The organism is Micromonospora sp. NPDC049366, assembly GCF_044466625.1.
Classification (GTDB): Bacteria; Actinomycetota; Actinomycetes; order Mycobacteriales; family Micromonosporaceae; genus Micromonospora.
The window spans coordinates 50,756-76,958 of the sequence record NZ_JBITMV010000022.1 but is presented as its reverse complement, the minus strand read 5'-3'; the positions used below and the strand labels follow the sequence as shown (position 1 = coordinate 76,958).

At 70.4% G+C, this 26,203-nt stretch carries 30 protein-coding genes; 20 read left to right on the top strand and 10 right to left on the bottom strand.

Going from position 1 to position 26,203, the window contains the following annotated elements:
- Positions 1–36 precede the first annotated feature (36 nt).
- The 11 genes from ACIBTV_RS27220 (at position 37) to ACIBTV_RS27170 (ending at position 15,862) form a co-directional block, all read left to right on the top strand.
- Entirely contained in the window at positions 37–5,499 is a 5,463-nt protein-coding gene (locus ACIBTV_RS27220) for a hypothetical protein (protein ID WP_396709363.1), read from the top strand.
- A 32-nt stretch (positions 5,500–5,531) separates the two neighbouring features.
- Complete coding sequence (locus ACIBTV_RS27215; protein ID WP_396709362.1) at positions 5,532–6,479, top strand: phage distal tail protein; 948 nt, start codon at positions 5,532–5,534, stop codon at positions 6,477–6,479.
- Positions 6,480–6,514: 35 nt separating this feature from the next.
- Positions 6,515–8,350: a siphovirus ReqiPepy6 Gp37-like family protein gene (locus tag ACIBTV_RS27210; protein WP_396709361.1), complete on the top strand. Its 1,836-nt coding sequence runs from the start codon at positions 6,515–6,517 to the stop codon at positions 8,348–8,350.
- 10 nt (positions 8,351–8,360) lie between these two features.
- Positions 8,361–9,299 carry a hypothetical protein gene (locus ACIBTV_RS27205; protein ID WP_396709359.1) on the top strand — a complete coding sequence of 313 codons (939 nt, stop codon included), beginning with the start codon at positions 8,361–8,363 and terminating at the stop codon, positions 9,297–9,299.
- Positions 9,300–9,309: 10 nt separating this feature from the next.
- Positions 9,310–10,101 (top strand): hypothetical protein, encoded by a 792-nt coding sequence (locus ACIBTV_RS27200; RefSeq protein ID WP_396709357.1) that lies wholly within the window; start codon positions 9,310–9,312, stop codon positions 10,099–10,101.
- The gene (locus ACIBTV_RS27195) at positions 10,101–13,136 is read left to right on the top strand and encodes a N,N-dimethylformamidase beta subunit family domain-containing protein (RefSeq protein ID WP_396709355.1); all 3,036 of its coding nucleotides are present in this window, start codon (positions 10,101–10,103) and stop codon (positions 13,134–13,136) included. Before ACIBTV_RS27200 ends, ACIBTV_RS27195 begins: the two co-directional genes overlap by 1 nt.
- 72 nt (positions 13,137–13,208) lie before the next feature.
- Positions 13,209–13,475 (top strand): hypothetical protein, encoded by a 267-nt coding sequence (locus ACIBTV_RS27190; protein WP_396709353.1) that lies wholly within the window; start codon positions 13,209–13,211, stop codon positions 13,473–13,475.
- A 92-nt stretch (positions 13,476–13,567) separates the two neighbouring features.
- A complete protein-coding gene (locus ACIBTV_RS27185) occupies positions 13,568–14,473 on the top strand; it encodes a hypothetical protein (RefSeq protein WP_396709351.1) in 906 nt (301 codons plus the stop codon).
- On the top strand, positions 14,473–14,910 hold the full coding sequence (locus ACIBTV_RS27180) for a hypothetical protein (protein WP_396709349.1): 438 nt from the start codon (positions 14,473–14,475) through the stop codon (positions 14,908–14,910). The genes ACIBTV_RS27185 and ACIBTV_RS27180 overlap by 1 nt, the downstream gene beginning before the upstream one ends.
- Entirely contained in the window at positions 14,911–15,282 is a 372-nt protein-coding gene (locus tag ACIBTV_RS27175; RefSeq protein ID WP_396709347.1) for a hypothetical protein, read from the top strand.
- A gap of 40 nt (positions 15,283–15,322) precedes the next feature.
- Positions 15,323–15,862 (top strand): hypothetical protein, encoded by a 540-nt coding sequence (locus ACIBTV_RS27170; RefSeq protein WP_396709345.1) that lies wholly within the window; start codon positions 15,323–15,325, stop codon positions 15,860–15,862.
- Between the two features lie 21 nt (positions 15,863–15,883).
- Here the strand turns inward: ACIBTV_RS27170 and ACIBTV_RS27165 are convergent, their stop codons facing one another.
- On the bottom strand, positions 15,884–16,219 hold the full coding sequence (locus ACIBTV_RS27165; protein ID WP_396709343.1) for a hypothetical protein: 336 nt from the start codon (positions 16,217–16,219) through the stop codon (positions 15,884–15,886).
- A gap of 33 nt (positions 16,220–16,252) precedes the next feature.
- Between ACIBTV_RS27165 and ACIBTV_RS27160 the strand changes: the two genes are divergently transcribed.
- Together ACIBTV_RS27160 and ACIBTV_RS27155 are read left to right on the top strand one after the other, a co-directional pair.
- Positions 16,253–16,525, top strand: coding sequence for a hypothetical protein (locus tag ACIBTV_RS27160; RefSeq protein WP_396709342.1), 273 nt, complete (start codon positions 16,253–16,255; stop codon positions 16,523–16,525).
- Positions 16,522–16,782 (top strand): hypothetical protein, encoded by a 261-nt coding sequence (locus ACIBTV_RS27155; RefSeq protein ID WP_396709340.1) that lies wholly within the window; start codon positions 16,522–16,524, stop codon positions 16,780–16,782. The genes ACIBTV_RS27160 and ACIBTV_RS27155 overlap by 4 nt, the downstream gene beginning before the upstream one ends.
- Positions 16,783–16,857: 75 nt before the next feature.
- Here ACIBTV_RS27155 and ACIBTV_RS27150 read toward each other — a convergent pair whose 3' ends face one another.
- The 9 genes from ACIBTV_RS27150 to ACIBTV_RS27110 form a co-directional block, all read right to left on the bottom strand.
- Positions 16,858–17,088, bottom strand: a complete 231-nt coding sequence (locus ACIBTV_RS27150; RefSeq protein WP_396709338.1) for a hypothetical protein — start codon at positions 17,086–17,088, stop codon at positions 16,858–16,860.
- 33 nt (positions 17,089–17,121) lie between these two features.
- Positions 17,122–18,144, bottom strand: a complete 1,023-nt coding sequence (locus tag ACIBTV_RS27145; RefSeq protein WP_396709336.1) for a hypothetical protein — start codon at positions 18,142–18,144, stop codon at positions 17,122–17,124.
- 127 nt (positions 18,145–18,271) lie between these two features.
- On the bottom strand, positions 18,272–18,430 hold the full coding sequence (locus ACIBTV_RS27140) for a hypothetical protein (RefSeq protein WP_396709334.1): 159 nt from the start codon (positions 18,428–18,430) through the stop codon (positions 18,272–18,274).
- A complete protein-coding gene (locus ACIBTV_RS27135) occupies positions 18,427–19,944 on the bottom strand; it encodes a hypothetical protein (RefSeq protein ID WP_396709333.1) in 1,518 nt (505 codons plus the stop codon). Before ACIBTV_RS27135 ends, ACIBTV_RS27140 begins: the two co-directional genes overlap by 4 nt.
- 67 nt (positions 19,945–20,011) lie before the next feature.
- A complete protein-coding gene (locus ACIBTV_RS27130) occupies positions 20,012–20,200 on the bottom strand; it encodes a hypothetical protein (protein ID WP_396709331.1) in 189 nt (62 codons plus the stop codon).
- A gap of 75 nt (positions 20,201–20,275) precedes the next feature.
- Positions 20,276–20,554 carry a hypothetical protein gene (locus ACIBTV_RS27125; RefSeq protein WP_396709329.1) on the bottom strand — a complete coding sequence of 93 codons (279 nt, stop codon included), beginning with the start codon at positions 20,552–20,554 and terminating at the stop codon, positions 20,276–20,278.
- 10 nt (positions 20,555–20,564) lie between these two features.
- Positions 20,565–20,834, bottom strand: a complete 270-nt coding sequence (locus ACIBTV_RS27120; RefSeq protein WP_396709327.1) for a hypothetical protein — start codon at positions 20,832–20,834, stop codon at positions 20,565–20,567.
- A 136-nt stretch (positions 20,835–20,970) separates the two neighbouring features.
- Positions 20,971–21,201: a hypothetical protein gene (locus ACIBTV_RS27115; protein ID WP_396709326.1), complete on the bottom strand. Its 231-nt coding sequence runs from the start codon at positions 21,199–21,201 to the stop codon at positions 20,971–20,973.
- A 3-nt stretch (positions 21,202–21,204) separates the two neighbouring features.
- The gene (locus ACIBTV_RS27110) at positions 21,205–22,230 is read right to left on the bottom strand and encodes a tyrosine-type recombinase/integrase (protein WP_396709324.1); all 1,026 of its coding nucleotides are present in this window, start codon (positions 22,228–22,230) and stop codon (positions 21,205–21,207) included.
- 780 nt (positions 22,231–23,010) lie between these two features.
- Between ACIBTV_RS27110 and ACIBTV_RS27105 the strand changes: the two genes are divergently transcribed.
- Genes ACIBTV_RS27105 through ACIBTV_RS27075 form a run of 7 tightly spaced genes read left to right on the top strand, consistent with a single transcriptional unit; the run spans position 23,011 to position 26,203 of the window.
- Positions 23,011–23,502, top strand: a complete 492-nt coding sequence (locus tag ACIBTV_RS27105; RefSeq protein WP_396709322.1) for a hypothetical protein — start codon at positions 23,011–23,013, stop codon at positions 23,500–23,502.
- On the top strand, positions 23,502–23,954 hold the full coding sequence (locus ACIBTV_RS27100) for a hypothetical protein (protein WP_396709320.1): 453 nt from the start codon (positions 23,502–23,504) through the stop codon (positions 23,952–23,954). The genes ACIBTV_RS27105 and ACIBTV_RS27100 overlap by 1 nt, the downstream gene beginning before the upstream one ends.
- Positions 23,951–24,385, top strand: a complete 435-nt coding sequence (locus ACIBTV_RS27095; RefSeq protein ID WP_396709318.1) for a hypothetical protein — start codon at positions 23,951–23,953, stop codon at positions 24,383–24,385. The genes ACIBTV_RS27100 and ACIBTV_RS27095 overlap by 4 nt, the downstream gene beginning before the upstream one ends.
- Positions 24,382–24,732 (top strand): hypothetical protein, encoded by a 351-nt coding sequence (locus ACIBTV_RS27090; protein WP_396709317.1) that lies wholly within the window; start codon positions 24,382–24,384, stop codon positions 24,730–24,732. The genes ACIBTV_RS27095 and ACIBTV_RS27090 overlap by 4 nt, the downstream gene beginning before the upstream one ends.
- Complete coding sequence (locus tag ACIBTV_RS27085) at positions 24,729–25,112, top strand: hypothetical protein (RefSeq protein WP_396709315.1); 384 nt, start codon at positions 24,729–24,731, stop codon at positions 25,110–25,112. The genes ACIBTV_RS27090 and ACIBTV_RS27085 overlap by 4 nt, the downstream gene beginning before the upstream one ends.
- A complete protein-coding gene (locus ACIBTV_RS27080) occupies positions 25,113–25,802 on the top strand; it encodes a DNA polymerase beta superfamily protein (RefSeq protein WP_396709313.1) in 690 nt (229 codons plus the stop codon).
- Entirely contained in the window at positions 25,799–26,203 is a 405-nt protein-coding gene (locus tag ACIBTV_RS27075) for a hypothetical protein (protein ID WP_396709312.1), read from the top strand. The genes ACIBTV_RS27080 and ACIBTV_RS27075 overlap by 4 nt, the downstream gene beginning before the upstream one ends.

Here is a 26,203-nt window from a genome sequence, read left to right as displayed (position 1 = left end):
CGACGCGGCCGGCCCGCCTGAAAGCGAGGTGGACCGGTGGCGTACGAGATCGGCACCGCCTACATCCAGATCGTCCCGTCGTTCGAGTACATCGACCGGGAGCTGGAGAAGGGCGCGAAGGATCTCGCCGACAAGGTCGGCGCGGCGGCGGAGAAGGCCATCCCGCAGGCGTTCGCCAAGGCGGTCCAGGAGGGCAGCAAGCGCGGCGAGGGTGAGGCCCGTCGCGGTGGCAGCCGCTCGGCGCAGGCCTTCGGCGACCACTTCGAAACCACCCTCAAGCAGCGCATGGCAGCGGCGTTCCAGTCGCTGCCAGAGGTGGAGATCGACGCCGACTCGTCGGCCGTCGACCGGGCCATCGCCAGCATCCGCACGCGGCTGGAGAAGCTGCGCGACCAGGAGGTGAAGGTCGGCGTCAACGACGCCGACATCCTCCGACGGGTCCGCCGGCTACGGGAGGACCTGCGCCGGCTGGAAGAGAACGCCCCGACGATCCAGCTGAAGCTCGACGCCGCCGCGGCGCGGGCAGAGGCGGAGGCGTTCCTCGACGGCATCGACCGGCGAGCCGGTGCCTTCGCGCGGAAGCTCAACGAGGACCTGAAGGCCGCTATCAGCGCGCTGCCGGCCGCCGAGGTCGACGCGGATGTGGACCCGGCCGCGCAGAAGCTGCAGACGCTGCGCCGTGAGCTGATGCGTCTGTCCGAGCTGCAGGTCGGCGTCAACATCACCGAGGAGAAGGCGCTGGAGCGCCTTGCCACGGTCCGCAAGGCCCTGGCCCGCATCGCCGCCGAGTCCGACTCCGTCGAGCTGCGCGTCAACGCCGACCGGGCGATGACCGTCATCGACGGCTTCTACGACTCGATGGTCACCTCCGCTGAAAAGGCGGCCAAGGACGCCGCCGCCGCACAGGAGAAGGCCGACGCTGTCGCCGAACAGCGGGCCGAGCAGCGGGCCCAGGCCAAGCGGGAGCGCGACGCCGAGCGGGCCGTCCGGGAGGCGCAGCGGGACGCCGAGCGGGCCGCCCGGGTCGCCGAAGAGGCGTTCGGGCGGACCTTCGCCGGGAAGATCGCCGCTCAGCTGAGGTCGGCGTTGGAGTCGCTGCCCGACTTCGACCTGCCCGTGAACCCGACCCAGGGGTTGCTGGCCATCGCGGTGATCCGCGACAACCTGCGGGACCTGTCGCAGTACACCGTCGGCGTCGACATCGACGAGGCAGAGGCGATGCGGCGGATTGCCGAGCTGAAGGCCGCACTCGTCGAGCTTGCCGCCAGCGACCCGTCCATCCAGGTCCACACCGACGCCGCAGCCGCAGCCGCAGAGCTGGCGCAGATCGAGACGTTGGCCACCAGGCTCGACGGCGATCAGATCGGGATCGACGTTAAGACCTCGGGCAAGGGTGACGTCGACGCGATCGGCGACGCGGCCCGGCTGTCGCTGTCCCGGGTCGAGCAGCTCGTCGCCGGCAGCCTGTCTCTCGGCACCGTGCTGGTGCCGGCCGCCGCAGCTGCCGCCGCCGCGGTGGGCTTCATCGGCACGGCCGCCGCCGCGTCCGGTGCCGCCATCGGGACTCTGGTTCTCGGCTTCAGCGGCATCGGTGACGCCGTCAAGTCCATGCAGCAGCTGGAGGACGACAACAGCAAGTCGCAGGCCAGCTTCGCCCGCACCGCGACCCAGCAGGAGTCGGCGCTGCAGGCCATCACCGCTGCGGAGCGGTCCCTGGCCAACACCCGCGCCAACAACGCTGAGGCCGCTCGGCGGGCTGCCCGGGCGGTGGCCGACGCCGAGCGTGCCGTCGGTGATGCCCGCCGGGACGCAGCCGAGGCGACGAAGGCCGCCATCGAGCGGCAGGCCGACGCCGAACGGACCCTGACCAGGGCCCAGGTCGACGTGCGGGAGGCGCGTGAGGCGCTGACCCAGGCATACAAGGACGCACTCGACGCCTACGCCGACCTCGACGCTGCAGTCAAGCGGAACTCCCTCAACCAGCGTCAGGCCGCGCTCGACCTCAAGGAAGCCAAGGCTGAGCTGGACAAGTTCCTGCTCAACCCCCGCGCCACCGAGGAAGAGCGGGAGCAGGCCCGCGTCACGTACGAACTGCGGCTGCTGCAGATGCAGGAACTGCAGCGGCAGGGCAAGCAGCTCGCCGACGAGCAGGCTGAAGCGAACCGCAAGGGCGTCGAAGGTTCGGATCAGGTCGTTGCGGCGCGTGAGCGCATCGCCGACGCGGAGGAGCGTGTCTCCGACGCGCAGCGCACGGTCGCGCGGGCGCACGAGGCGGTGCTCAGGGCACAGCTGGACGGCGCCCGCCGCATCTCCGACGCGGAGACACGGCTCGCCGACGCCCGGCAGGCCCAGCAGGAGCAGGGCCGGCGGGCGGCGTTCGCGTTGGCGCAGGCCAACGACGCCGTTGCGTCGGCGGCACGGCAGGCCGAGCAGGCCCAGACCCGCGCCGGCATCGCCGGCGGCGAGGCCTACGACAACCTCAACGACGCCCTGTCGAAGCTGTCGCCCACCGCGGCAGCGTTCGCCGGGTTCGTCTTCCGTCTCGGCGACGACTTCCGGCGGCTGCGCGCCTCCACGGCGGACAACCTGCTGCCGGGAGTGCAGGCCTCCATCGAGAACGTCCTGCCCTACCTGCCGGTCTTCAGCCGGTGGCTGGGTGAGGTCGCGGGCGCGGTCGGCGACATGTTCGCCGCCACCACCCGATTCCTCACCACCGACAGCACCTGGCGGGAGTTCTTCGGCTACATCGGCGACGAGGCCGTGCCGACCCTGCAGCAGCTGTACCTGACGGGCCGCAACGTCGCGACCGGTCTTGTCGGGCTGATCGTCGCGCTGTCGCCCTTCAACAAGAACATCGGCGGCGGGCTCGTCTCGCTCACCGAGCGGTTCGCGAAGTGGGCGGCAACGCTGCGGACCAACGCGTCGTTCCAGCAGTTCCTGGGCTACATCCAGGAGAACGGACCCCGGGTCGTTGACCTGATCGGCGAGTTGGTCACCTTCGTCGGCCGGTTCATCGTCGCGGCGGCGCCCGTCGGTGAGCTGGTGCTGCGCGGATTCGTTGCCTTCACCGAGGCGCTGAACGCCATCCCCATGAGCGTGCTCACCACGCTCGTGTTCATCATCGGCACCTTCGCCGCAGCGATGCTGGTCGTCAGCGGCGCACAGCGCCTGTTCGGCCTGGTGCAGGGCACCGTCAACGCCGTCGTCGCCCGGGGGACCACCGTCTTCCGCACCCTCAACGGCGCGGTCCTCGCGACCCGGACGCAGATGGCGCTGGCCCACACAGCCACCGGCCAGTTCGGCACCACGCTGACCCGGATCAACGCGTCCGCCGGCCTCGCCAAGCGTGGCCTGAACTCGCTGGTCGGGTTCCTCGGCGGACCCGTCGGCGCAGCTGTCACCGCCGCAACGATCGTCGTCGGTGGGCTCGTTGCCGCCACGATCGAATACAACCAGAAGGTCGACACGCTGAAGGTCGCGCTCGGTGAGCTCGGCCAGGCGTACGACGAGGCCACCAAGGCGGGCAAGGCGGCGTCGCAGGGCACGCAGGACGCCCTGGCCGGCATCGTCGCGTCGAACCCGGAGCTGCAGGAAGCAGTCGTCACGCTCAGGGAGTTGGGCGTCGGCTTCGACGAGTTCTCCGCCGCCGCGACCGGCTCGCAGGCGGACATGGAGAAGGTCCTCGCGGTCCTCGACCGTGAGATCGACGTGGTCGGCGACAAGTGGCGCAAGCAGTTCTTCACCGACCCGATCGAGGCAGCGACCAGCACCAGCGAGCGGCTGGAGCGGCTGCGGCAGCTGCGCGAGGCGATCGTCAAGAACGCCGAAGCCACGAAGACCGCTCAGGCGGCTCAGGATGCGATGAGCGGGTCGCAGAGCCGCGCCAACGAACTGAGCAAGATCTTCGGGACGATTGTTGGGCCCGCATCCCTCGACGTGTACCGGAATCTGGCGGCTCAGTACGACGTCAATGCCCGCCGGATCGCGGTCCTCACCGGGTTCGTCGACGCTTTCAGCAACGCGAAGGCGACGGCGAAGGAGCGGGCCGACGCGTTGCGTGAGGCGATCGAGCTGGAGACCAGCGCGGTCGTCAGCGAGATCGAGGCGGAGGAGAACCTCCGGTCGAAGACGATCGACCTCGCCGAGGCGATCAAGAACAACGGCACCACCTCGCTGAGCACCAACACGGCGGCTGGCCTGCGCAACCGGGACGCCCTGGAGGCGGCGGCCGGCGCCGTCCGCGATCGGTACCTGGCCGACATCGAAGCCGGCAAGCCGATGGAGGAAGCGACCCGGCTGCACAACGACCGGATCGCCGCGCTCATCAAGGAAGCCGAGAAGCTCGGGCTCGACGAGACGGAAGCCCGGAAGCTGATCAAGGCGTACGGGGACATTCCGGAGAACGTCAAGACCTCGATCGAGACGAAGAACTTCGACCAGGTCTACAAGGAACTGGAGATGCTTCAGGTCGCCCAGTACGCCCTGAAGCACGGCATCGACCCGAAGAACGCATGGGCGGAGTACAACCGCGCGAAGGCCGCAGCCAGGGGCCAGTACCCGCAGGGCAGCGGCAGCGGCGGTCTCCCGCCGCGCGGCGACGGGCTGGGTGCCGCAACGGAGTTCACCGGCGACGGTCGGGTCTGGGGCGCGGGCACGTCGACGTCCGACTCGGTGTTCGCTCGGCTGTCGAACCGGGAGTTCGTGCAGCCCGTCTCGTCGGTCGACTACTACGGCCAGGGCTTCATGGAAGCCATCCGGCACCGGGTGCTGCCCCGGGAGATGTTCCCCGGCTTCGCGACCGGCGGCTCGGTGACCTGGCCCGTCAACGTCACGGCGGCGATGACCCGGATCCCCGGCATGGACGAGGTCCGCAAGGTGATCCTCGACCAGATCGCCAACAACGGCGGCGGCACCGGGGGCATCGGCGCCGCAGACATGATGCGGCTCCTCCGGGCAGTGTTCCCCGGACTGCCGCTCTACTCCGGCTTCCGGGCTGGTTCGCGCACCCCGTCCGGGAACCTGTCGTACCACGCGATGACGGCGGCCGACGGCGACAAGGGCCGCGCGGTCGACCTGCCGCCGAGGCGGGACGTCTTCAACTGGATCCACGACAACTACTTTTCCGGCACCCGGGAACTGATTTGGCTCGGCGATAAGTACCGCAACATCTGGAACGGCAAGCACCACAAGTACAGCGATTCTCTGCTGGCCAACCACGGTGTTGCTGGAATGCCAAACGCGCACATCCACTGGGCCTACGACCAGGGCGGATACCTTCCGCCCGGCGTGACCACGGTCTACAACGGCACCGGAAAGCCGGAGCCGGTATTCACCGACACCCAGTGGAGCGAAATCAGTTCCCTCGTGCGCAACAACCACGCCGAACCGCGCGGCGAAACCCACCACTGGCACTTCGCCAAGACCGACCTGGACATTCCGCGCCTCAACGCGTGGGCCAACGCCCGTGACGCACGAGGCCGTCCAGGTCGACCCAACTGAATACCGCCTGACCGGCGGGGGAGGGAGCAAGGTTGCCGCTCCTCGCACGAGCCATCCAGGCCCCTCCTCCGCCGGGCTCCGGCGGCCCCGGCACGCCGACCCCGCAGGTCGGCACCATGCGGGCCACGTGGACGACCCCCGACGGCGACACCATCGACCTGACGGGCCCGCACACGGTCCACGGATGGCTGACCCGCCCGCAGATCGCGGGGTGGGGCGCGAACCCCGTCACGATCGTGACGGACCCGCTGGCCCGTGGTGGCGTCAGCGTCCGCCACCAGCGCGCCGAGCCGCGCCGCCTGACCTGGCCGCTGCACGTCTACGGCGACACCCACATGGAGTTCGTCGAGCGCTACCGCCGGCTCATGCGGGCCTTCACGATGACGAAGTACCGCGGCCCGGGCCTACTCACGATCACACGCCCGGACGGTGGAGCCCGTGCCATCGAGTGTCTCCTGGAGGACGGGTTCGGCGGTGAACCAGGGGAGAACCTGCGGTTCGCCAACCCCACCCTGACGCTGTTCTGTCCCGACGGTTACTGGCGGGACACCGAGGTCCAGTTCGTCCGCCGGGAGTACGTCAGCACCACCAAGTCGTACTTGAACCCCTACCGAACGGTGTCCAGCGCGCAGGTGCTGGGCGAGTCGACGATCAACAACCCTGGCGACATCGCGACGTGGCCCAGCTGGCGCATCACCGGCCCCGCCACCGAACTGGTCGCCACGAACCGGACCACCGGCGAGTCGTTCACGCTGACCTACACCCTGCTCGCCGGGGAAGTCGCGACCATCACGATCACGCCGGACCGAGCCCTGGTCCGTGGTCCTGCGGGCCAGAACCTCGTCGGCTCCCTCAACTGGCCCGGCGCCTCGCTGTGGGCGCTGCTGCCGGGCGTCAACGACGTGAACTTCGAAGTCAACGGCTCCGGCCTCGGTTCCCAGGTCGAGCTGTCGTACTACCCCCGCTACGAGACCGCGTAGCCACCCCCGCCCAGCCATCGAGAGGTGACGGGGAGGTGGCTGTGGCACTGATCCGCGACGACTTCAACCGGGCCGCTCAGGAATCCCAGTGGGGAACTGCCACGACGGGTGAGCCGTGGACCAGCGAAGGCCCGAACCCGGCCGATCACGCGACCACCGGCTCGTCTGGCATCCACTCGGTGACGTCAGCCGGACTCTCCCGACGTTCGTCCATCGGCGCCGAGACTGTCGACGCCGACGTCACGGTGACCGTCTCCACGGACAAGCTCGCAGCCGGCGCACCGCTGACACCAGCGATCATGATGCGCTCCGCCGACCTGCAGAACCTGATCATGTTCCAGGTCCGGCTAACGCCCACGCAGACGGTGCAGGCGCGGATCGCAGCGCGGATCAACGCCGAGGAGCAGAGCCTCGCGCCCGTAGCGACCATCGCCGGGCTGACCCACACCGTCGGCGGCAAGCTGCGGGTCCGCGCGCAGGCCACCGGGTTCGGCCTGCGGATGCGTATCTGGGACCCCGCCGAGCCCCAGCCCACGGTCTGGCACGTCACCACCGCCTCCGACGTCTGGATGACCCCAGGCCGAGTGGGCTTGCGAAGCCTCATCGACACGGGCAGCACCGTCAACGGGCCCGTGACGTTCACCTACGACGACTTCAGCGCGCAGCTCGGCCCCGCACACGTCGGGCAGGTCCTCACCCCGCCGCGGCCCGTCCCGCCGATCCACCTGCTCGTGACGGACCGGTTCCTCAACGTCGTAGGCGACCCCATCTACTGCTGGGACACCGTCGACGTCACCTTGCGGTTCAACGAGGTCTCCTCCGGACAGTTCACCTGCCCCGCACACCCGTGGATTCGCGAGCAGCTGGAACCGGGCAACCGGATCGTCGTCGTTCGCGACGGCAAGATCTTCATGGCCGGCCCCTGGGAAAGGCGCCTGATCGAGCGCAGCGATGACGGCGAGAACGCCGGCATCGGCAAGCTCACCGTCGAGTTCGCCGACGACTTGTCCCTGGTCGTCTCGCGCAATGCCTACCCCGACCCGACGAAGGCGCCCGAAGACCAGGCCGTCGACTACTGGGAGTACAGCGGCAACGCCGAGGTCGTACTCCAGAACCTGGCCAACGTCAGCGCCGGGCCGGGCGCCCGGGCGGAGCGGCGTATCCCGCGTCTTGTGATGGCCGGGCCGACCGGGGTTGGCACGAGCGTCAGCGGGAAGCTCCGCCTCGACCAACTGGGCGACGCCATGCGGTCGATCGCCCTCGCCGGGGGCGGACTCGGTTTCCGCACCCGTCAGGTCGGCACCGATATCCGCTTCGAGACCTACGGCCCGCGCGACCTCACCAGCAGCGTGCGCTTCGGCTTCGGGTTGGGAAACCTGCGGTACCTGGCCTACGAGGAGAACGCGCCGAGCACCACCACGGCCATCGTCGGCGGCCAGGGCGAAGGCGCCGACCGGCTGCTGATGACCCGCACCGACACCGCGCTGGAGTCCGTGTGGGGGCGCCGCGAGGTGCCCGTGCCGCGCCCCGGCAACGACCCTCCCGAAGAACTGCAGCAGGCCGGCGACGAGGTCCTCGCCCGTGAGGCAGCCACCGCCCGACTGCAGTCCTCCGCCTGGGACACCGAGGACCAGCGCTACGGCGAGCACTACGGCCTCGGAGACCGCGTGTCCGTCGAGGTCGGCCCCGGCGAGCAGGTCAGCGACCTGGTCCGGCTGGTGCACCTGCAGGCGTGGGCGACCGCCGGCGAGTTGGTCAGCGCCATGGTCGGCGGCCAGGAGGCCTCGACCGACCCGAAGTGGATCCACCAGATGCGCGAGATCGGCCGCCGCCTTGCCCGGCTGGAGCGCACCTCCGTGCCCGCGGCGTGAAAGGAGCCCAGTGGCATCGTCCTCCCTTCCCCGCCCGGGGCACAACGGCGGGTCCATCACCAACTACGAGCACGAACTGCTCACGCACAAGGCGACCCCGGACGGCGTGCACGGGTATCCCACCGACCCGCCGCCCATCTACGCCGACCCGAGCGGCATCCGGACCATCCGCATGCGCGCCAACATCTACGCGACCGTCCGCGGCAGCATCTTCAGCTCCGGGCCGACCGACCTGACCTTGGAGCAGTTGGCCCCGAACACCAGTGGCCAGCCGCGCATCGACCTGATCGTGCTTCGCCTGAACCGCTCGGACTACACCATCACACCGGCGATCATCACCGGCGTCCCGGCGGCCAGCCCCATCGCGCCGTCGCCGCAGCGCAACGCGGGGCCCACGGGCTTCTACGACCACCCGATCGGTGAGGTTCGCGTCGCGCACAACGCCACCACCCTCGCCTCCAACACCATCACGATCCGGACCTGGTACCTCGGGTCCGACGGGCAGATCCGCTGCACTCCCGACTCGCGTCCACGCCATGAGGCCGGCCGGCGGATCTGGGAGCACCCGACCGGGTCCGGGTTCATCTCCACCGGGGACGAGTGGATCCGCACGGTCGACGACGCCGACGGTGTGATCACACCGGCGTCCGGCCTCACCTTCACCGCGGCTCGGCTCCGCCGCCGCAACGGGCTCGTGACGTTCGCGCTCACCGTCTGGCGGCCCGCTGCCCCGTTCAATGCCGGCACCGAGTACGTGCTGGGCAGCGTCCCCCCGGGCTTCCGCCCGCCTGCGCCGGGGTTCAGCAACGGCGGCATCTGCCCCTCGAACCAGTCGGTGTTCACCTACTCGATCAGCGACGCCGGAGTGATCTTGATGAATCCCGGCACCACGCCGATCGCCACCAACCGGCCGCTGGTCCTCAACACCATGACGTATCCCGTCGCGTAAGGAGAAGATCTTGGCTCGCTACTGGTACGGGATGAGCCTCGCCGACTGGACGCTGCTGCTCACGACGGTGGGCGAGACGCCCAACGTGGTGCAGGCCAGCGGTGGTGCTCCCATCACCTTCTGGAACGCCGAGACCGGCGGTACGCAGTACATCGACCTGCTGGACGCCGACGGCGCGCCGACCACGTCGGTGCTGTCGTCCACGGGCGGCAACAGGGCCATCGGAACCATCCCGCCGCTGCGCGGCCCCGACAACATCAAGTGGATGTGGGCGTCGGCCGGCGGCGGGCCCCGGATGCTCATGGCCGGCCGGGTCGACGCCGTCGACCGCAACGGCGACCAGATGCTCGGGTCGTTGCTGCTGGCCGACGGATCTCCAGCGGCCAGCCAGGCGTACGCCGTGTCGCGGGCAGGCGACACGATGGTTGGCCCGCTGAGCGTCCCGACGCCGACCGCACCGTCGCACGCCGCCACCAAGCAGTACGTCGATTCGCTCGGTGGCGGGGGCGGTGGCGTCGCGTCGGTCAACGGCGAGACCGGCGTCGTCGTCTTGGACGCGGCCGACGTCGGCGCTGCCCCTACCGCGCACACCCACACCACCTCGCAGGTGAGTGGCCTGGACACCGCCCTGGCCGGCAAGGCACCGACTGCCCACGACCATTCGGGCAAGGTGAACGGCTACCGGTGGACCGGTTCGGCGTACGTGGCCTCCACCAACGCCGCCGTGTACGTCGGGCCCGTCGATCCGGCAACCCTCGGCAGCGTCGCCGAGGGCTCGGTGTGGATCCCGGTGGGCGCCTGATGGCCGTCGCGAAGGCCCGCCTGGGCGGGCAGTGGGTCGACTCGACCATCACCGAGCGGGTCCGCTACGGCGGCCAGTGGATCGACGTCGGCCCCACCGAGCAGCCGGCCCAGACGGAGTTCCTGTTCAGCGCCAGCATGGAGGCACCGGACAACCCGAACTGGAGTGAGGCCGGCACCTCCCTGACGCTCGGCACCCTGATCACGCCCACCACCAATGGGGAGATCCTGGGCGGCCGGTGGCTGTTCCCCACCGTCATCCCGACGGGCATGGTCGCGCAGTTCGTGCTGTACGACGCCGTCACCCGCGCCGAACTGCGGCGCGCCACCTTCACCAACCCGACCGGTGGGGCCTGGAACACCGTGCCGATCACCCCGTACCCGGTGACGGCCGGCGCCCGCCTGGTTGCGGCTGTGCACATCGGTGGTGGCACCCAGATCGCCTACCCGTCTCGGCATGGCTTCTTCGCCACGGGTCGCACGAACGGCAACCTCACGGCGCCTGCCTCGACCGCTGACCCGGTCGGGAACGGGAGGTTCTACAACGGGGATGGCTTCCCCGGCGACTCGTACAACGCGTCGAGCTACTACGTCGACTTGTTGTTTGCGGTGCCGGTGGTCTCCGGCGGCAGCATCACCCTGGTCGGCCCGGACCGTCCGGTCCTGCCCGGTCAGACGGTCGGCCTGGACGTGGTCGCGACGAACCTCGCCGCAGGGGAGACGATCGCCAGCTACACCTGGTCGGTGCAGTCCGGGGGCGGATCGCTGACCGGCGCCAGCACCGCCACCCCGACGTACACGGCTCCGTCGGGTACCGGCGTGGCCGTCGTACGCGCCGCCGTCACCACCAACCTCGGCAACATCGGCTACCTCGACCTCAAGGTGAGCCGGGGTGCCAACCCGGTCGCCGCGGAGAACGCCCTGCCGGGCACCCCCCGCGCGGTGTGGGACCTGCCCGTCGGCGCGCTCGGCGGCGTCGACTCGCTGCAAGGTTTCTGCGACGGGTTCTCCGCCGACAAGTCCGAAACCGTCGCCTTCAAGATCGGCCAGTCCGATGGTGCGGGGTGGACGGCGTCGATCTACCGGCTCGGCTGGTACGGCGGCAACGGCGCACGCCTGTACGCCAACCTCACGCCCACCTCCGGGCAGCTCGCCGCCAGCCAGAGCCAGCCCGCGCCCGCCGACGCCGACCCGAGCACGACGCTGCTGTCCGCGGACTGCGCCGCGTGGGCCACCACCCTGGAGTGGACACCGCCGGCGTGGGCGCCGAGCGGAATGTACGTGCTGCGGCTCGACCGCACCGGCGGCGGCGCCAGTCATGTGCTGTTCGTGCTGCGTGACGACGACCGCGTCGCGGACCTCATGGTGATGCCGGCGGACAGCACCTGGCAGGCGTACAACGCGTGGGGCGGGCTGGGCTCCGGCCAGTACGCCGGCAACAGCCTCTACTACGGCACGTCGGTGTACCAGTACAACGACGATGCCGCCCGCTTCATCTCCTACAACCGGCCGATCATCAACCGCGGGGCCTGCGACCCGGGCCGCAACTACGGGGCGGTGGAGTGGAGCACCTGGTTCACCGGCGAGTACCCGATGCTGCGGTTCCTGGAGCGCAACGGGATCGACGCGAAGTGGTACTCGTGCCTCGACGCGGCCGGCGACCCGGACGGTGACCTGCTCGCCAACGTGAACGCGGCGATGTTCGTCGGCCACAACGAATACTGGTCGGACGGGATGAGGAGCGGCTGGGAGGCCGCCAAGGCGGCGGGCACCAGCATCTTCTCGTGCGCCGGCAACGAGGTGTTCTGGCGGTGCGTCGGGTCGGCCGCCGACAGCGACGGCCGGCCGCGCACGTGGGAGTGCCAGAAGTCGACCATCGGCGGTCGCGGCAGCGATCGCCCCGAGTGGACGGGCGCGTGGCGTGACCCGGCCGGCTCCGGTAAGGGCGGCGGGCGGCCGGAGAACGAGCTGACCGGCACGATCTTCGTGGTCAACGGGCCGGATCTGCGGAGCCTCGTGGTGCCCCAGGCCGGCGGCTACTCGGCGACGCCGCTGTGGCGGCACACCCCCGTCGCCGCTCTGGGCGTCGGCCAGTCCTGGTCGAGCCCCGGCCAGATTCTCGGCTTCGAGTGGGACACCTACGGGCCGGGCGGCACGTCGAGCCCCGGCGCGGCGTACCTGGCCGACCCGCACCCCGAGGCGATCTACTGCTCCGACGCCACCTACACAATCCCGTCCGGTCTGCTGCTCACCGACGCCGGTGACGAGTACACCAGCGGCGGCACGGCGAGCCACCGGCTGGTCGTGCACCCCGGCGGCAACGGCGCCATTGCCTTCGGGACCGGCACCGTCAACTGGGCGCTGGGGCTCGACAACGCCAACGTCTACCAGCAGGGCGGCGACAACGTCAGCAGCGTGATCCAGCAGGCCACCATCAACATGCTCACCGACATGGGTGCCCCGCCGGCGACACTGATGGCCGGGCTGACGATGCCCACCCCGCACGACTGGTGGGGCGGCGGTGAACCGGCGGTCCGGGAAACGTTCCCAATGGACACGCCGGGCGCTGCGGACGGTGCCGATGGGCAGAACATCACGGTCGCCACCCGGTTCTCCGTCACGGCACCGGGGAGTTGGGTTGGGATGCGGGTGTGGGTCACTCCCACCGCGCCCACCATCACCCCACGGATCGTCGCCTACAACGACGACACCGACGCTCGTCTGGCCGTCCAGCAGTACACCGAACCGAGCAGCCGGGGCCAGTACCACGACGTGTTGTGGGCCAGCCCGAACGCGCCTATCCCGGTCGCGCCTGGCTCCACGTACATGGCGGCTGTGCACTCCAGCCGGTACGCCGCCACGGCCACCTCCGGGATGAGCTTGCCCTTGCTGTCGGGCAGTGAGCGCATCTACTCCGCGTCCGGTTTCGTGTCGGTCGGCCTGTACCGGTACGAGACGGAACCCGGCACGGTCCCGCCGGCCACCGACACTTCGCTGTTCTTCCACGTCGCACCGCTCATCGAGTTCGACGCCTGACCAGCGCCGCGCAGCGCAGCGCAACCAGAGGAGCGAGCGGTGCCCCTTCCCATCCGATCGACAGGAGTCCCGATGTCCGTCCGTCTGCAGTTCAGCAAGACCGCGTACCGGCCCGACGAGCAGATCCACTTCCAGGTCATCGTCGAGGGCGAGCAGACCGTGGTCTCCAGGGAGGTGGCGGTCAGCGGCTCGGTCGTGCTGCCCGGTGCCAACGTGGTTCCGGTGACCGGGCTGGCCAGCGTCGTCGACGAGATCGCCTACGGCACGTTCGTCGCCGACGGGTACACGGTCGAGCAGGACCAGGTCGACCCGTCCCGGTACATCGCCACGCCGCAGTAGCCGGGCCTCTTTCCCGTCCAGCCGACACCGAGGGCGCTCCCGCGAGGGGGCGCCCTCGGTCGTCTGCGCCCAATCCCGTCGAGGAGTAGCCCATGACGCGGGCCCCCACCAACCTGCAGGCCGTCCGCAGCCTGCTGCTCGCACACCTCAACGTCGACAAGAAGGCCGTCCGCGACCAGGACTTGGAGCCGGCCGAGGTCGGCATCGTCGGCGATTCCGCCCACCGCGGCGGCTACCACTGCGGCTCCGACCGGGTGGTCTCCAACGACTACTCGGTGGTCGAGTCGTCGCGGGACCGCAGCGGTCTGACTCTGGACGCGGCGGCGCTGGACGTCGGCCAGTTCAAGGTCGCGGTCGCCGGGCGCAACCACGACCTGCGGTCCTTCTCCACCTGGTGTGTCGCCCAGTGCCAGGCGAACGCGGCGGACACCCGCGACATCAGGGAGATCATCTACAGCCCCGACGGCAAGACCGTCCGGCGCTGGGACCGCCTCGGCCGCCGCACCAGCGGCGACAGCTCCCACCTCTGGCACACCCACTTCAGCTTCTTCCGCGACGCGATCAAGGCCGGCCGCGACCAGACGCCGCTGTTCCGTCGCTACCTCACCACGATCGGACTCCTGGAGGACGACATGTCGGCAGACGCCGAGCGCAAGATCAACGAACTGCACGCGGCCATGCTCGGCAAGGGCCCCAGCTCCTACCCCGCAAGCGTCGTGCAGATGATCAAGGACGTGGCCTGGGTGCTCGTCAAGGGCCCAGAAGCCTCCGGCGCCTGGGCCGGCAAGACCCTCGCCCGCATCGCCGAGGCCGCCGGCATCAGCCCCGCCGAGCTGGAGCAGATCGCGGCAGCCGCCCGGGCGGGCGCCGCAGACGCCGCGACCACGGCGCTGGCGCAGCTCACTCCCGAGAAGGTCGCTCAGGCCGTCGTCGACGCGATGCCCGCTGACCAGGCGAAGCAGGTCGCCGAAGAGCTGGCCGCCCGCCTCGCCGCCTGATGGTCACGATCCCGATCGCCCGTCTGCCGGCACCCTCGGTGCCCTGGCGCACCATCGTCGCGGTCGTGATCGCCAAGGCAGCGTGGGACTGCGTCGGACTGCTCGCCGGCGACGTCGCCTACCGGGGACCGTCGTACGACGTGCTGCGGAGCTTCATTCCCATCGGGGGCATGAGGCTCCAAGGCGTCTTCCTCACCGCCCTCACGATCACGTCGCTGCTGGCCGCCTATCGGTCGGACCGCGGCGGCGGGGAACTGCTGCGAGTCTGCCTCTGGCTCTACGCCGTCTGGTACATGAGCTGGGCCGCCGGCCTGGCCAGTTCGTGGCTTTACCACGGCCGGATCTTGTCCTGGGGCGCACCAGCGTCCGTGCTCGTCGTCGCCGTGCTGGCCATCCTCGCCGCGCGCGCAACACCGCGGCAGGTGGGGGGTGGCTGAGTGTGGACCGACGCCCTGCCGCCCCGGGCCCGGGCAGCGGTCGAACTGCTCTGGGTGACCGCCGCTAGCGCCGGTGGATCGCAGCCGCCGGTCGAACTGCTCTGGGTTGGCCAGGCAGTCACCTTGCTGGTCGCCCTCGTCACCGCATGGGGCGCGCTGCGCAGCAAGAAGACCGAGGTCGGGGACTCCCGACAGGCCCGCTTCGAGCAGCGCCTCGACGAGGAGCTGGACGATCAGCGCAACCTGACGCGCCAGTGGCAGGAGGCGTGGACCGCAGAGCACGAGAAGACACTGCGGTACGAGCGGTACCTACTGCGACACGGCATCGACCTCGAGACCGGACGGCGGGAGGTACCCGATGCATCGGGGTAAGCGGCGACAGCTGTCGCCAGTCCTCGCCGACGAACCGTTGGTGGGGGAGAGCCTCAGGCGACGCTTCCGCATCGTCCTCATCGCCGTGACGCTCGCCTTCGCGCTGACCAACCTCACCTCCTACCTGATCGGGCAGACCGTCCGCAGCGAAGCCGAGCAGGATACCCGCGCCCGGGTCGGCACCCTGGAGCGTGAGTTCGCCACCGACCTGGATGAACGGCGGAAGGCGCGCGACGCAGAAGTGGCCCGCCAAGACGCGGAGCTGCGCCAGCTCCGCAAGGACGCCTGCACCCTGGCAGACCGGGTTCTCCCCCGCGACGCGGAACTGCAGGAACTGCGCCGACGCTACGGCTGCACCGGAGACGCCGCACCGTCGACCGATCCGGGCCGCTCGACCGCTCCGGGCCCAAACGGTGGGCACGAACGCCCCTCGCCCGATCCATCGAGGGGCCAGCCGGACCGCCCGCACACCCCTGCGCCGGTGACTCCGGAGCCGACGCCCGCACCGACCCAGCCGCCGGCTGCCGACCCGGAAGACGGCGGGCTGATCTGCCTGCCACTGCTCGGCTGCGTGCTCTGACCAAGTGAGGCCAAGTCGGGCCTACGACGGCGGCACTGCTTCGTCAGGCATCCAGTTCTGCCCGCTGCGGTGCCACCCGGGCGGCTGCAGGTCCGCACCCACCTCGGCCGGAACCTCGCGCCAGTCATCACGGCCGGCCCTCAGCCGCTCCGCCACGACGAGGGCTGCGGCTTCGCTGCCGTAGGCGCGGGTCTCGATGCCGCGCTCGGCGAACCAGCGGCCATCAGGCGGCGGCAGCTGCCCGATCGCCACGTGCACGCAGTCAGAGGCGGCTGTGTGGCCGCTCTGCCACCGCCGGGTCCGCCGGGCGCCTGGGTGCTCCCAGATCCGGATCGGCTCGCCGCGCTCGACATCCACGCCACCACGCTACTGAACGCAAGGAGCACAAGGATGACCCTCGACGGTCCCCAGCACGCTGCCCCGCAGCGCAAGGTCGAAACCAAGGTGACGGCCGCAGCGACCGGCGCCGGTGCCGGTGTGGCCCTGGCCGAGTTGCTCTGCTGGATCCTCGACTACTACCTGATCACCCCGAAGATCGTCGGGGACCTGCCGGCGCAGGTGTCCGTCGCGGTGCCGCTCGCGGTCGCAGCCGGCCTCGCCTGGATCGCCGGGTACAAGGCCAAGCACACCCACCGGCCCGACCTCCACGAGGAGGTGCAGTGACGATCGAGCTGTCCGGCTGGACGTGGGCCTGGCTGATCTGGATCGCGGCGTTCCTCGCGATCGAGGGCATGGCCCTGTTCAACTCCAAGCCCGGCGACACCCTCTCCGAGCACGTGTGGGCCTGGTTCGGTACGCAGCGGCGCAAGCCCGGCGAGCCGGAGCGGCCCCGCTCAGGGTGGACGCAGCTGCGCCGATTCGTCCTACTGTCCTTCCTCGCCTGGCTGGTACTGCACTTCATGACCGGAGGCTGGGTGTAGCCCAGCACCATGAGCGCCCTCTCGTCCGGACCGCGTGGTCCGGACGAGAGGGCGCTTTCGTCGTTGGTGGAGTCGTCACCTGGCGTCAACAATCTCCCCGACGACCACCTGTACGCGGAACCGCAGCCCGACGTCGCGCGGACCCTCGCACCCGGCGCGGCCGGTCCGCGTCACACCCCGCAAGTTCGTCTCGACCGCCCACGAACAGACCGTGCAGTAGCGGACGTCGTCGACCAGGCGCTCACCGTCCGGCTCCGGGCGGTGCGTCGGGTGCAGCACCGCTGGCCGGTACCGCCAGTCAGCCACAGCCTCGAATGGCACAGCGCAGCAGGGCTGGCGTCACCGCTGCCGCTCCTGCTCCGCCGCTGCGGCCGTGACGGTCGCCCAGTCGGGCAGCCCGCCAGCACGCCGCCGCCCCTTCGGCCGGACCTGCTTCGCCAGCAGTCGCGTCCACTCCTGGTACTCCTGCTCGGTGTAGAGCCGGCCGCACGCGTCGCACTCGATGTACTCGTTCTCCGGTCGGCGCACGAGCTGGGAGACGTCGTCGCAGCCGTCGGTGCGGCAGAGCACGCCCCACATGACCTGGGGGAGCGGCTCACCCTCGCCGAGGGCCCGGTAGAGGGCGGTACGCAGCTGGCGGATCTCGACGGCGTGGTCGGTGATGGCCGGGTGCCGATCGCATGCCGCCGAGGAGCGGTTGAGCAGCCACCCGGCGAGGCCCGGAACCGTCGGCACCGGCAGCTGGTGGCCCGGGAACAGGGTGTCCCGCCAGTCGCGGACGATCTGGTCGAGGACCGTGGCGACGGAAAGCTGGCCGGTCTGATCGCCGGCTGCGACCATGATGGGCTGGTTGTTCTCGTCGAGCACGAGCCTGGTGTAGCGGACCTCGTACGATGCCTCGACGACCTGCGGACCGTCCGGGCCCGGCACGGTCCGGCGGTGGGTCACCACGCCGTGCTCGACGCGCGTAGCCGGCACGAGGGTGTCGTGCACCGTGGCCGGGCGCGCTGGGGCGAGCAGGTCGATCACGTCGGTGTTGACGGGCAGCGACCGCTCGCGTGAGCCCGACACGATCGGCTGGTTCGACCGGGCGGGCGTCGGCGCCATGCCGCCCACCGCGGCGGTCGGGTCGGCGTACCGGTACTCGCCGGTCGGCTCCCCGTCCCTGTCAAGCCGCTCGTAGACACGCACGTCGACCAGCACCGGCTCCTTGCTCGCCAGCCGCCAGAACAGGTCCCGCACCTCGACGATCTCGCTGTCCAGCCGCCGGCGGCAGCCTTCGTCGACCTGGGCGCGTTCGTACGGCCTCGGTTCGGCGTCGCGCCGGTACACGGCGCACAGCACGCATGCGTGCTCAGTCATGTTGATCTCCGATCCCGCTGGTCGCGGAGCAGCTATCGTCGGTGGTGATCCAGCGCCACGAGGGCGCACCTGGGGGATCGGCGGGCGCTCTAGGAGGGTTCGGTGCCCGCGCCCTCGTGATCCGTGCTCACCAGGGCCACTCCGCGGGGTTCTTCCACTGGCACGGCAGCAGGTTGTGGCCCGGCCGCACGCACGGCTCGTCCGGGTGTTCGCGGACGCAGTCCCATGGGTCCAGCTGAGTCGCGCCGGCCGCGTCGACCAGCCAGTCCTCGTCCGGGTCGCTCACCGGCGGCCCCGGCGCGGGTCGATCCTCTTCGGCGCGCGCTGCCTGTGCTGCGGCCCGGTGTTGCGGTGCTTCTTCGCCTCGATCGCGCGCAGCATCGGGTCGTTCGGCTCCGGTCGTGCGGCGGCGAAGAGTCGTTCCATCTGCTTGCTGAGCTGCTTGGCCTGCTCGCCGACGATCGCGAAGTGGACGTGCATCCGGTGGAAGAACGCGTCGTTGAGCCGCCGCCAGCGTGCAAGCCACTCGGCGTGCGTGCCCTGCCTGCCCACGTCGATCGCGCTGACCCAGCGCGCAGTGTGGTAGCCATTCAACGCGAGCCGGTGCTCGTCGGCGGTGGCGCCGTCGAAGCCGAACGTCACCCCGTCGCCGTCGGCGTCGACGTAGCCGACGTCCACCCAGCCAGGCCCGCCCAGAGGCGTACCAACCGGCGCGACGGATACCGGCCCGCGCTGCCCCACGGCGTACGCCTGAGCCGCCACCTCCCGGACGTCCGCAAGCGGATTCGACTGCGGGTCACTCCACGGCCGGCGCGGGTTCTCCACCTGTTCGCTCAACTGGTGGTGCATCTGGTCCCACACCCCGCGCAGATCCCGGTACGCCGTCAGGCGGCCATCCGGGATGACCCAGTTGACGGTCTCGTCGAGGACGCTCAGCGTCAACGACAGGCCCTGCCGGCGCTGCGACCGCCGGACGGTCGCGGTGAACGGTCGACCCCCCGAGTGGGCACCGCAGTGCTCGCACACCAGGATCTCCCGGACGGGCTCAGCTACCCCGATCGCGTGGATCCCGTAGCCGTACGGCGCACCGCGGCGGCGGCAACGCGAGCAGAGCACCCGGTAGGCGAGCGGGTGCTCGTCCGGCAGCGCAACCGCGTCGACCGGCTCGTCGACCGCCATCAGCGCGACCGCCTCGTCAACGGTCATGCTGGGCTCGCTGTCCGGCACGTCGGCCGCCGACGGCGGCTCACCGCCTGGAGGCTGCTCTTCGTGGTAGTGGTGCTCCCACTCCAGCCCATCCGGCCATGGCTCCACGAGCGGGTAGGTCCGAGCAGTGGTCTGCGCGTCGCGGCCAGGAAGGACGAGAATCGCACCGTCCTCGTTGCGGATGTACTCGAACACGGTGACGGTGGTGGGCGTGGTGACGATCGGGTCGCCGGCCGCGACGTTGAGCGCGGGAATGCCGTTGGCGCGCAGCCAGCGCGCTACCCGCTCGCGCCGGGGGAAGAGCACGTCGTCGAAGGAGACCACTCGGGGCGGCGGAGTCCCCCGACGCTGCGCACGAAGATTCTCGGCGAGCTCGTGGTCACCGGCCGCTTGGGCGTTCTGCTGAAGAGCGAAGCTGCGCTGGCACGCCTCGGTAGCGAAGTAGAGGCTCGCCGCGTCCGAGGTCAGCGTCACGCCGCAGCCGCAGGCGCATACGTCGTCGCGGGCGTTGCTCACCGCGGCGTCGATGCGGGCGACGACGTCCCCGTCCGGATCGTTCGCGGACGTGGACGCCGGGGGAGTCGGCGTGGTCATGGCGCAGAGGGTGGCGATCATGACCAGCGCGGGCAAGTTCGAGGTGTCGGCTCCGGCACGGGGCGCGTCAGCTGCTCACGCTGGCGCTTCCGCCGTTCGGTACCCACACGTACAGCCATGGAGGGCCGCTGCCGGCGACCGGTTCCAGCTCGTACACGCCGTCAACGTCCGCGTCGAGCAGCTCGCCGCCGTACTCCACCCACAGCCACGACTGGCCGATCCGCTCAGGTGGGTAGCCGTCCTCGTCGACCCGCACGAGCAGGGACCGGCCGTCGACCGGGCCGCCAACAGCGGGGGATGTCGACGTGCTCCCACACACGCCGATGATCGGCTACGGATGGGCGGTAGCGGGTGGGTTCGGCTGAATCCCGTCTTCGGTCATGGGCTCACCGAGCTGCTCGGCGATCAGCTGGATGGTGCTGCACGGCCCATCGGGGTAGTCCTCGAAACCGCGGTCGGGGTCGCAGCCGTGGCACTGCCAGTACCCGACGCGGTCGGCATCCCACCCGGACATCACGGGATGCGGCCGGTGGTGCTCGACCACAGCGCGGAGCGGTCCCTCGGCGGCGGCGAGCAGCGCCAGGTAGCCGGGGTGCTGCGGCGAGGTCACGCTGCCTGCGCTACCTGGGGAAATACTCGCTCGACCAGTCGACCATTCGGTACTCGGTGAGGCTGCGCGGGTCGCTTTCGATGACGGCTCGGCGCATGGCCGAGACCCGGTCCTCGGTGGTCGCAAACCCGACCAGCGTGTCGGCGCCGTCCTGCCGGAGCACCACCATGTACTCGCTCGTCGTGTTCGGCCCGACGATCGCGCCAGGCTCGGGCGGGGTGGGGTAGCGGAGGCGGCCAGCGACGAAACGCTGCTGCCCGGCGTACTCGGTCATGGCCATGCCGGGGAGCGTCGCGATCATGGCCCGGGGTGGCAAATTCGCCGTCGCCGCTGCGGCACGAACGAGCGTGGGCGCATGGTGCAGGGACCACGCGCCCACGCGACGCTCACAGACGCTCTCACGCCGTTATTGCAGGTCAGCGGCCCGAGATGATGCCCAGCTTCGTCAGCTCGCGGCGCACAGCACCCTCGCAGCCCGGGTGCGCGACCTCGATGGCCTCGCGCAGCTTGAGCAGCGCGCTGCGGCGCACCACGATACGGTCGCCGACCTGGTCCCTCCGTTGGATCGCGCGGGGACTGGTCGTCGCGACGAGGGTGATCGCGGCGGCCACAACCTCCTCAGCCGCCGAGCGTGCCTGATCGTCCATAGGTCAGTCCTCGTCTTCGCTGACGGTGGCGGCGGCGCGGCGGCGGCGCAGCTCGGCGTCCTGGTCGCCGATCAGCTCGCCGGGGTGCTCGCTCGGGTCGCCATGGATGTAGACGGTGGTGGTCTTCACGTCGGCGTGGCCCATCGCGATCCGGACCGTGTTCAGGTCGGTGACCTTGTTGGCGCTCGTGCCGAAGGTGCGGCGCAGGTCGTGCACGCCGATGCGCTGGGGGAGTCCGAGCCCGGTGGTCAGCTTCTCGACGACGTCGTAGATGGTCTGGCGGCTCATCCGCTTGCCCCGCTTGCCGAGGAACAGCGGGCGCGGTTCGGGCCGGCCGCCGGCGGCGACCGCGGGGAGCTGCTCGGTGTCCGGGCGCGGCTGGGCGAGCAGGCGTTCCACCCGCTGGCGGGCTTCGGCGTTGAGCCAGACGCGGCGGTGCTTGCTGCCCTTGCCCTTCACCGTGATGACCATTCGCCGGCCCTGCACGGAGATGTCCTCGATGTTGATGCCGGCCAGCTCGGACGCGCGCAGGCCGGTGTAGAGCGCGACCGCGATCAGGGCGGCGTCACGGACGCTGGAGCTGTCTGCCGCGTCGATGAGGTCCAGGCGCTGCTCGCCATCGAGCGCGGTGCCGGTGGTGCCGCCAGCGCGTCGCTCCGGCCGTTGGTTGGGGTCGAGCTTGTCGACGGGGTTGAAGGGCACCTTGTCGAGGCGGAAGGCCAGCTTGTAGTACGACTGGACGGCGCCGAGCCGGCGCGCCCTGGTGCTGCCGGATTCGCGGGCCCGCAGTTCAAGATCACGCTGCCAAGCCTCGATCTGCACGGGGTGGACCCGCAGGGGATCGATGCTCCGCGCGGCGCACCACCGCAGCCACGCGTACGGGTTCGGCTGCCGTTTCGGGTCGGGGTGCTCGCAGGAGGTGGGGTCCGGGTGGGCGCAGCCGAACAAGTCGCGGCTGTACGCCTCCTTGGTGTTCGGGTTGCGCTTCAGCTCGATCAGGGCGAGCGCGACCTTCACAGCGTCCGTCAAGCCATCGACGGACCTCACCGTTTCTAGCTCGCTCATGGCACCTTCGTAACGCTAGTTATGACGGAAAGGGGGCTAGGCGGTGCCGGCAACCGGGTCGCTCGGCAGCGTCCCGTCGGCGTGGGCCGTCAAGGCTTGCTCCGTCGGGCCGACGGGAGAATCAGGAATCGGCAGGGGCACGCCGGCGCCGGGCACTGCCTGTGCTGCTGCTCGGTGCGGTGACCCGCCGCGCAGACCCAGGCTCGGAAGCCGCGCAGGAATCGGCCGCTCTGGCCGCAGAACCACCCCTCCCTGCCCCAGACCTGGTAGGCGGTCGCTGTAGCGCCCTCGGTCACCGCAGTTGGGCAGACGTGCTGGTCCCCGGCGCATGGTTTGGCGGTCTTGATCGCCGTGATGTCCAGGGAGCAGAACCGACAGGAGGGAAAAGTAGCCCGCCATGCGTCAAGGTCGGGGTTCGGTGTGAAGACGTGACCGGGCCCGGCCGTCATGTGTCCCGTGATCAGGCTGATGCGCCGGGCCTCCTTGTCGAGCACCCTCTGTGCCTCCGCCAGCCGCATAGCGGCTCGCGCCCTGCGGTCCTCGGCTGCTGCCAGCTGGGCCCGGAGCATGTCGCTGTTCACCGCTACTCCTTGAGTGATCCGGAGGGCCAGGACGGTGGTGGTGCGTCCGTGCAGCGGAGGCGCGGCGGAAGTTCCCTGGCGCCTACCCATGCAACGTATCGTAACGCATTGCCTGCTACAATGCGTTACACTCCTCTCCCCTATTCGGATTCCGGAGAGCGCCATGCAGACACCCGCGACGCGGCGGCGGCCGAAGGTCACGATCGTCGACACCCTGGTCCCGTACCGACCGGTTCCCGGCACCCCCGTGGTCGTGCTCGTCGACATCGACGGCACCGTCGCGCTGAAGGTGGACCGGAGTCCGTACGACATGACTCGGGTTCTCGAGGACGGACCGAACCGACCGGTGATCCTCGTCGTCCGCGCCATGCACGCCGCAGGCTACGGCGTGATCTTCTGCTCCGGCCGGGACGAGTCCGCCCGCGCCGACACCATGACCTGGCTGGACCGGCACGTCCAGGTGCCGTACCTCGCGCTGTACATGCGCCGGCTCGGCGACGGCCGCCGCGACTCCGTGGTCAAGCAGGAGTTCTTCAACGAGCACATCCGCAAGCAGTACGACGTCCTCGGCGTGTTCGACGACCGCGAGCAGGTCGTCCGGATGTGGCGCGCCAACGGCCTGACCGTCTTCCAGGTCGCCGAAGGAAGCTTCTGATGACCGACACCTCCCCCGGCAGATCGCTCACCGACGACATGCCGTGGCTGCGGCCGTCCACCTGGTCCCCGGCCGCCCGGGTCGCCAAGCTCCTCGCCGAGAAGAACGAGCACGGGCGGATCCTGGAGTTCGTCGCGACACACGAGCGCGGCGCCGTTCACGTCGTCGGCCCGGACGAGGACCAGCCGCAGCGCGGCGACGTGGTCGAGCAGCTGCTGTTCAAGCGGTTCCGCACCGTGTGCGGGCACACCCTGTCGATGCCCGCGCTCCGGGGCGGTCTACTGCCCACCTTCCTCGACGATCGGATCTGCTGGCCCTGCCTGCGCGCGTTCGGTGAACGCAGCGCGCTGATCTTCGCCGACAACACCGACGACGCGTGGGCGGCCGGGCTGACGGTCAACAACCAGATCCGGCGCAGCAAGCTCGACGACGCGGAGGCAGACGCCCGATGACCGCCACAACCGGCCAGCCCGAGTACGACGGCCGCGACTGGACGCTGCCGTACGCCGAGCAGGAACCAACCGCCGTGCGCTGGGACCTCGCGTTCGGCGCGTGCCTGTCCTTCGGGCCCGACGACAACGGCGGGCCGCACATGGTGCGGCTGTCCCTGTCGGACAAGGTCCTTGTCGACCGTGGCCTGCACCGGGAGGTCACCACGGACCAGCTGCGGACGTTCGCCTTCCAACTGCTCCGGCTGCTCGACCGGGAGCACCTGGCCCGCGGTTGCCGCACGAACGCGCATCAGGGGATCGACCGGACCGCTGTCGCCCTCGTGGACGGCGACCTCCGCTGCGCGTTCTGCATCGAGGTCATGTCCGAGTCCGGCCCCGTCGACCAGGAGCCGCTGCCCTGGGCCGACCAGCCGTCCGGGGACCTGGCGTGACGGCGGTCGCCGGGCAGGTCCTGCCCCCGGTGCAGACCCGGGTCACCCGATACGAGGTGTGCGGACTGCCCGGGGACGACAGCAACTCGCGGCACTTCACGATCGTCGTCGAGTATCGCGGGGAGGAGCGGTGGGCTGTCACCCACGGCCGGATGTGCCTGGGCGTTGACGGCACGTGGGACTTCGAGTCCCAGCCCAGCGAGCGCGTCGACGAATGGCTCGACACCCACCGCTTCGACCTCGAAACCGCGCTACGCCTCGCCGCAGAGCAGGCACCGCTGCTTACCGTCAACGGCCACACCATCGCCGATGTGCTCGCGGCCGAGCGGAAGGGGATCCGCAAGTGACCGGGGAGCGGATGGCCGAGCCGCCCGACCTGGCGGTGGTGTTCGGTCGCTACCGCGACCACTACCGGGCGGGCTTCGTGTGGCACCGCGATGACCGGGAGGGCCACGGCGACCCGGTGGCCATGCCGCAGCGATGGTGGTCGCATACCTACCAACGGTGGGTGGGCTGGCTCCAAATCGTCCTCTTCGCCGAGGAGGAGGGGCTGACCCTGCAGCTGCTCCGGGCCGAGTCCGAGCCGGACGTCCACCAGGTGTGCGGAGCCGTCGCGAACGTCATGCGGAGCTTCGCCCCCGACACGCCGGAGTGGCGCACCGCCCGGCTCTGCTACAACGCGGCGCTGCACGCCGCTGGGATCACCAACCAGTCCAGGGAGAACTGAGTGCACATCCTCCTGTCCGGGATCGTCGGGTCGCAGGCGTACGGGCTGGCTCGCCCGGGCTCCGACACGGACCGGCTCGGCATCTTCGCCGCGCCCACGCAGGCGCTGTTCGGTCTGGACCTCGGCGTCATCACCGACGCCAGCATCGTTCAGACCCCGGACATCACCCTGCATGAGGCGCGGAAGGCCGCCCAACTCCTGCTCACCGTCAACCCGACGATCACCGAGCTGCTCTGGCTGCCTGACGCGTTGTACGAGAACCGCACCAGCCTGGGCGACGAGCTGATCGCGATCCGGTCGACGTTGCTGAGCGCCCCCCGCGTGCGGGACGCGTACCTCGGGTACGCGCGGGAGCAGGTCCGGCGTCTGCGGGACCGCGGTGAGGGCTCGCCGGACCCGCGCAGGCGGGCCAAGCACGCCCGCCACCTCGCGCGGGTGATGAAGCAGGGCCTGCAGTTGTACGAGACCGGGCACCTCACCCTGCGGCTCGCCGACCCGGAGTGGTACATGTCCTTCGGCGAGGCTGTCGCGGCCGGCGCCCTGTGGGTCGCCGAGGGCCTCCTCGACGACACCGTTCGGCGAATGACCCACACGCGCACGCCGCTGCCCGACAAGCCGGACCCGCGGCCGATCGAGGCGTGGCTGCAGCGGGTCCGGCACGCCAACCTGACTGCGGACGAGGCGGCGTGACGATGGCGTCGTTCCACTGGCCGCCTGACCCGGACCAGGTCCTCCGTCAGCGCTTCGAGGTGGTCGCCGCGATCGAGGCCGCGATCCGGGACCGCAGGCTGCCGCCGCCGGCCGCGGCGGTCCTCGTCAACGGTTCCCCGCCGACCCTGCACCTGCAGTTCCGGTTCAACGAGACCAAGCAACTGGACGCATGGGCCGAACTGGTGGGCGCGAAGGTCGGGTTCACCGATTGGACCTACGGCGACGTCGACCACGAGGGCAACCACGTCGGGGCACCCTGCCACGAGTACGGCACCGCCGCCCCGGACAGCGCCTACGGCGACTGGCACGGGCACACCGTGCTGCTGACCTGCACCATCCTCGGCCCGCACACCATCTCCCGGCAGGCCGACGCGCAGTGA

Excerpts from the sequence above, each read along its gene's own strand:
- ACIBTV_RS27195 (WP_396709355.1), top strand. The coding sequence starts at position 10,101 with ATGGCCGTCGCGAAGGCCCGCCTGGGCGGGCAGTGGGTCGACTCGACC.
- ACIBTV_RS27190 (WP_396709353.1), top strand. The coding sequence starts at position 13,209 with ATGTCCGTCCGTCTGCAGTTCAGCAAGACCGCGTACCGGCCCGACGAG.
- ACIBTV_RS27185 (WP_396709351.1), top strand. The coding sequence starts at position 13,568 with ATGACGCGGGCCCCCACCAACCTGCAGGCCGTCCGCAGCCTGCTGCTC.
- ACIBTV_RS27180 (WP_396709349.1), top strand. The coding sequence starts at position 14,473 with ATGGTCACGATCCCGATCGCCCGTCTGCCGGCACCCTCGGTGCCCTGG.
- ACIBTV_RS27160 (WP_396709342.1), top strand. The coding sequence starts at position 16,253 with ATGACCCTCGACGGTCCCCAGCACGCTGCCCCGCAGCGCAAGGTCGAA.
- ACIBTV_RS27145 (WP_396709336.1), bottom strand. The coding sequence starts at position 18,144 with ATGACTGAGCACGCATGCGTGCTGTGCGCCGTGTACCGGCGCGACGCC.
- ACIBTV_RS27135 (WP_396709333.1), bottom strand. The coding sequence starts at position 19,944 with ATGACCACGCCGACTCCCCCGGCGTCCACGTCCGCGAACGATCCGGAC.
- ACIBTV_RS27120 (WP_396709327.1), bottom strand. The coding sequence starts at position 20,834 with ATGGCCATGACCGAGTACGCCGGGCAGCAGCGTTTCGTCGCTGGCCGC.
- ACIBTV_RS27115 (WP_396709326.1), bottom strand. The coding sequence starts at position 21,201 with ATGGACGATCAGGCACGCTCGGCGGCTGAGGAGGTTGTGGCCGCCGCG.
- ACIBTV_RS27105 (WP_396709322.1), top strand. The coding sequence starts at position 23,011 with ATGCAGACACCCGCGACGCGGCGGCGGCCGAAGGTCACGATCGTCGAC.
- ACIBTV_RS27100 (WP_396709320.1), top strand. The coding sequence starts at position 23,502 with ATGACCGACACCTCCCCCGGCAGATCGCTCACCGACGACATGCCGTGG.
- ACIBTV_RS27095 (WP_396709318.1), top strand. The coding sequence starts at position 23,951 with ATGACCGCCACAACCGGCCAGCCCGAGTACGACGGCCGCGACTGGACG.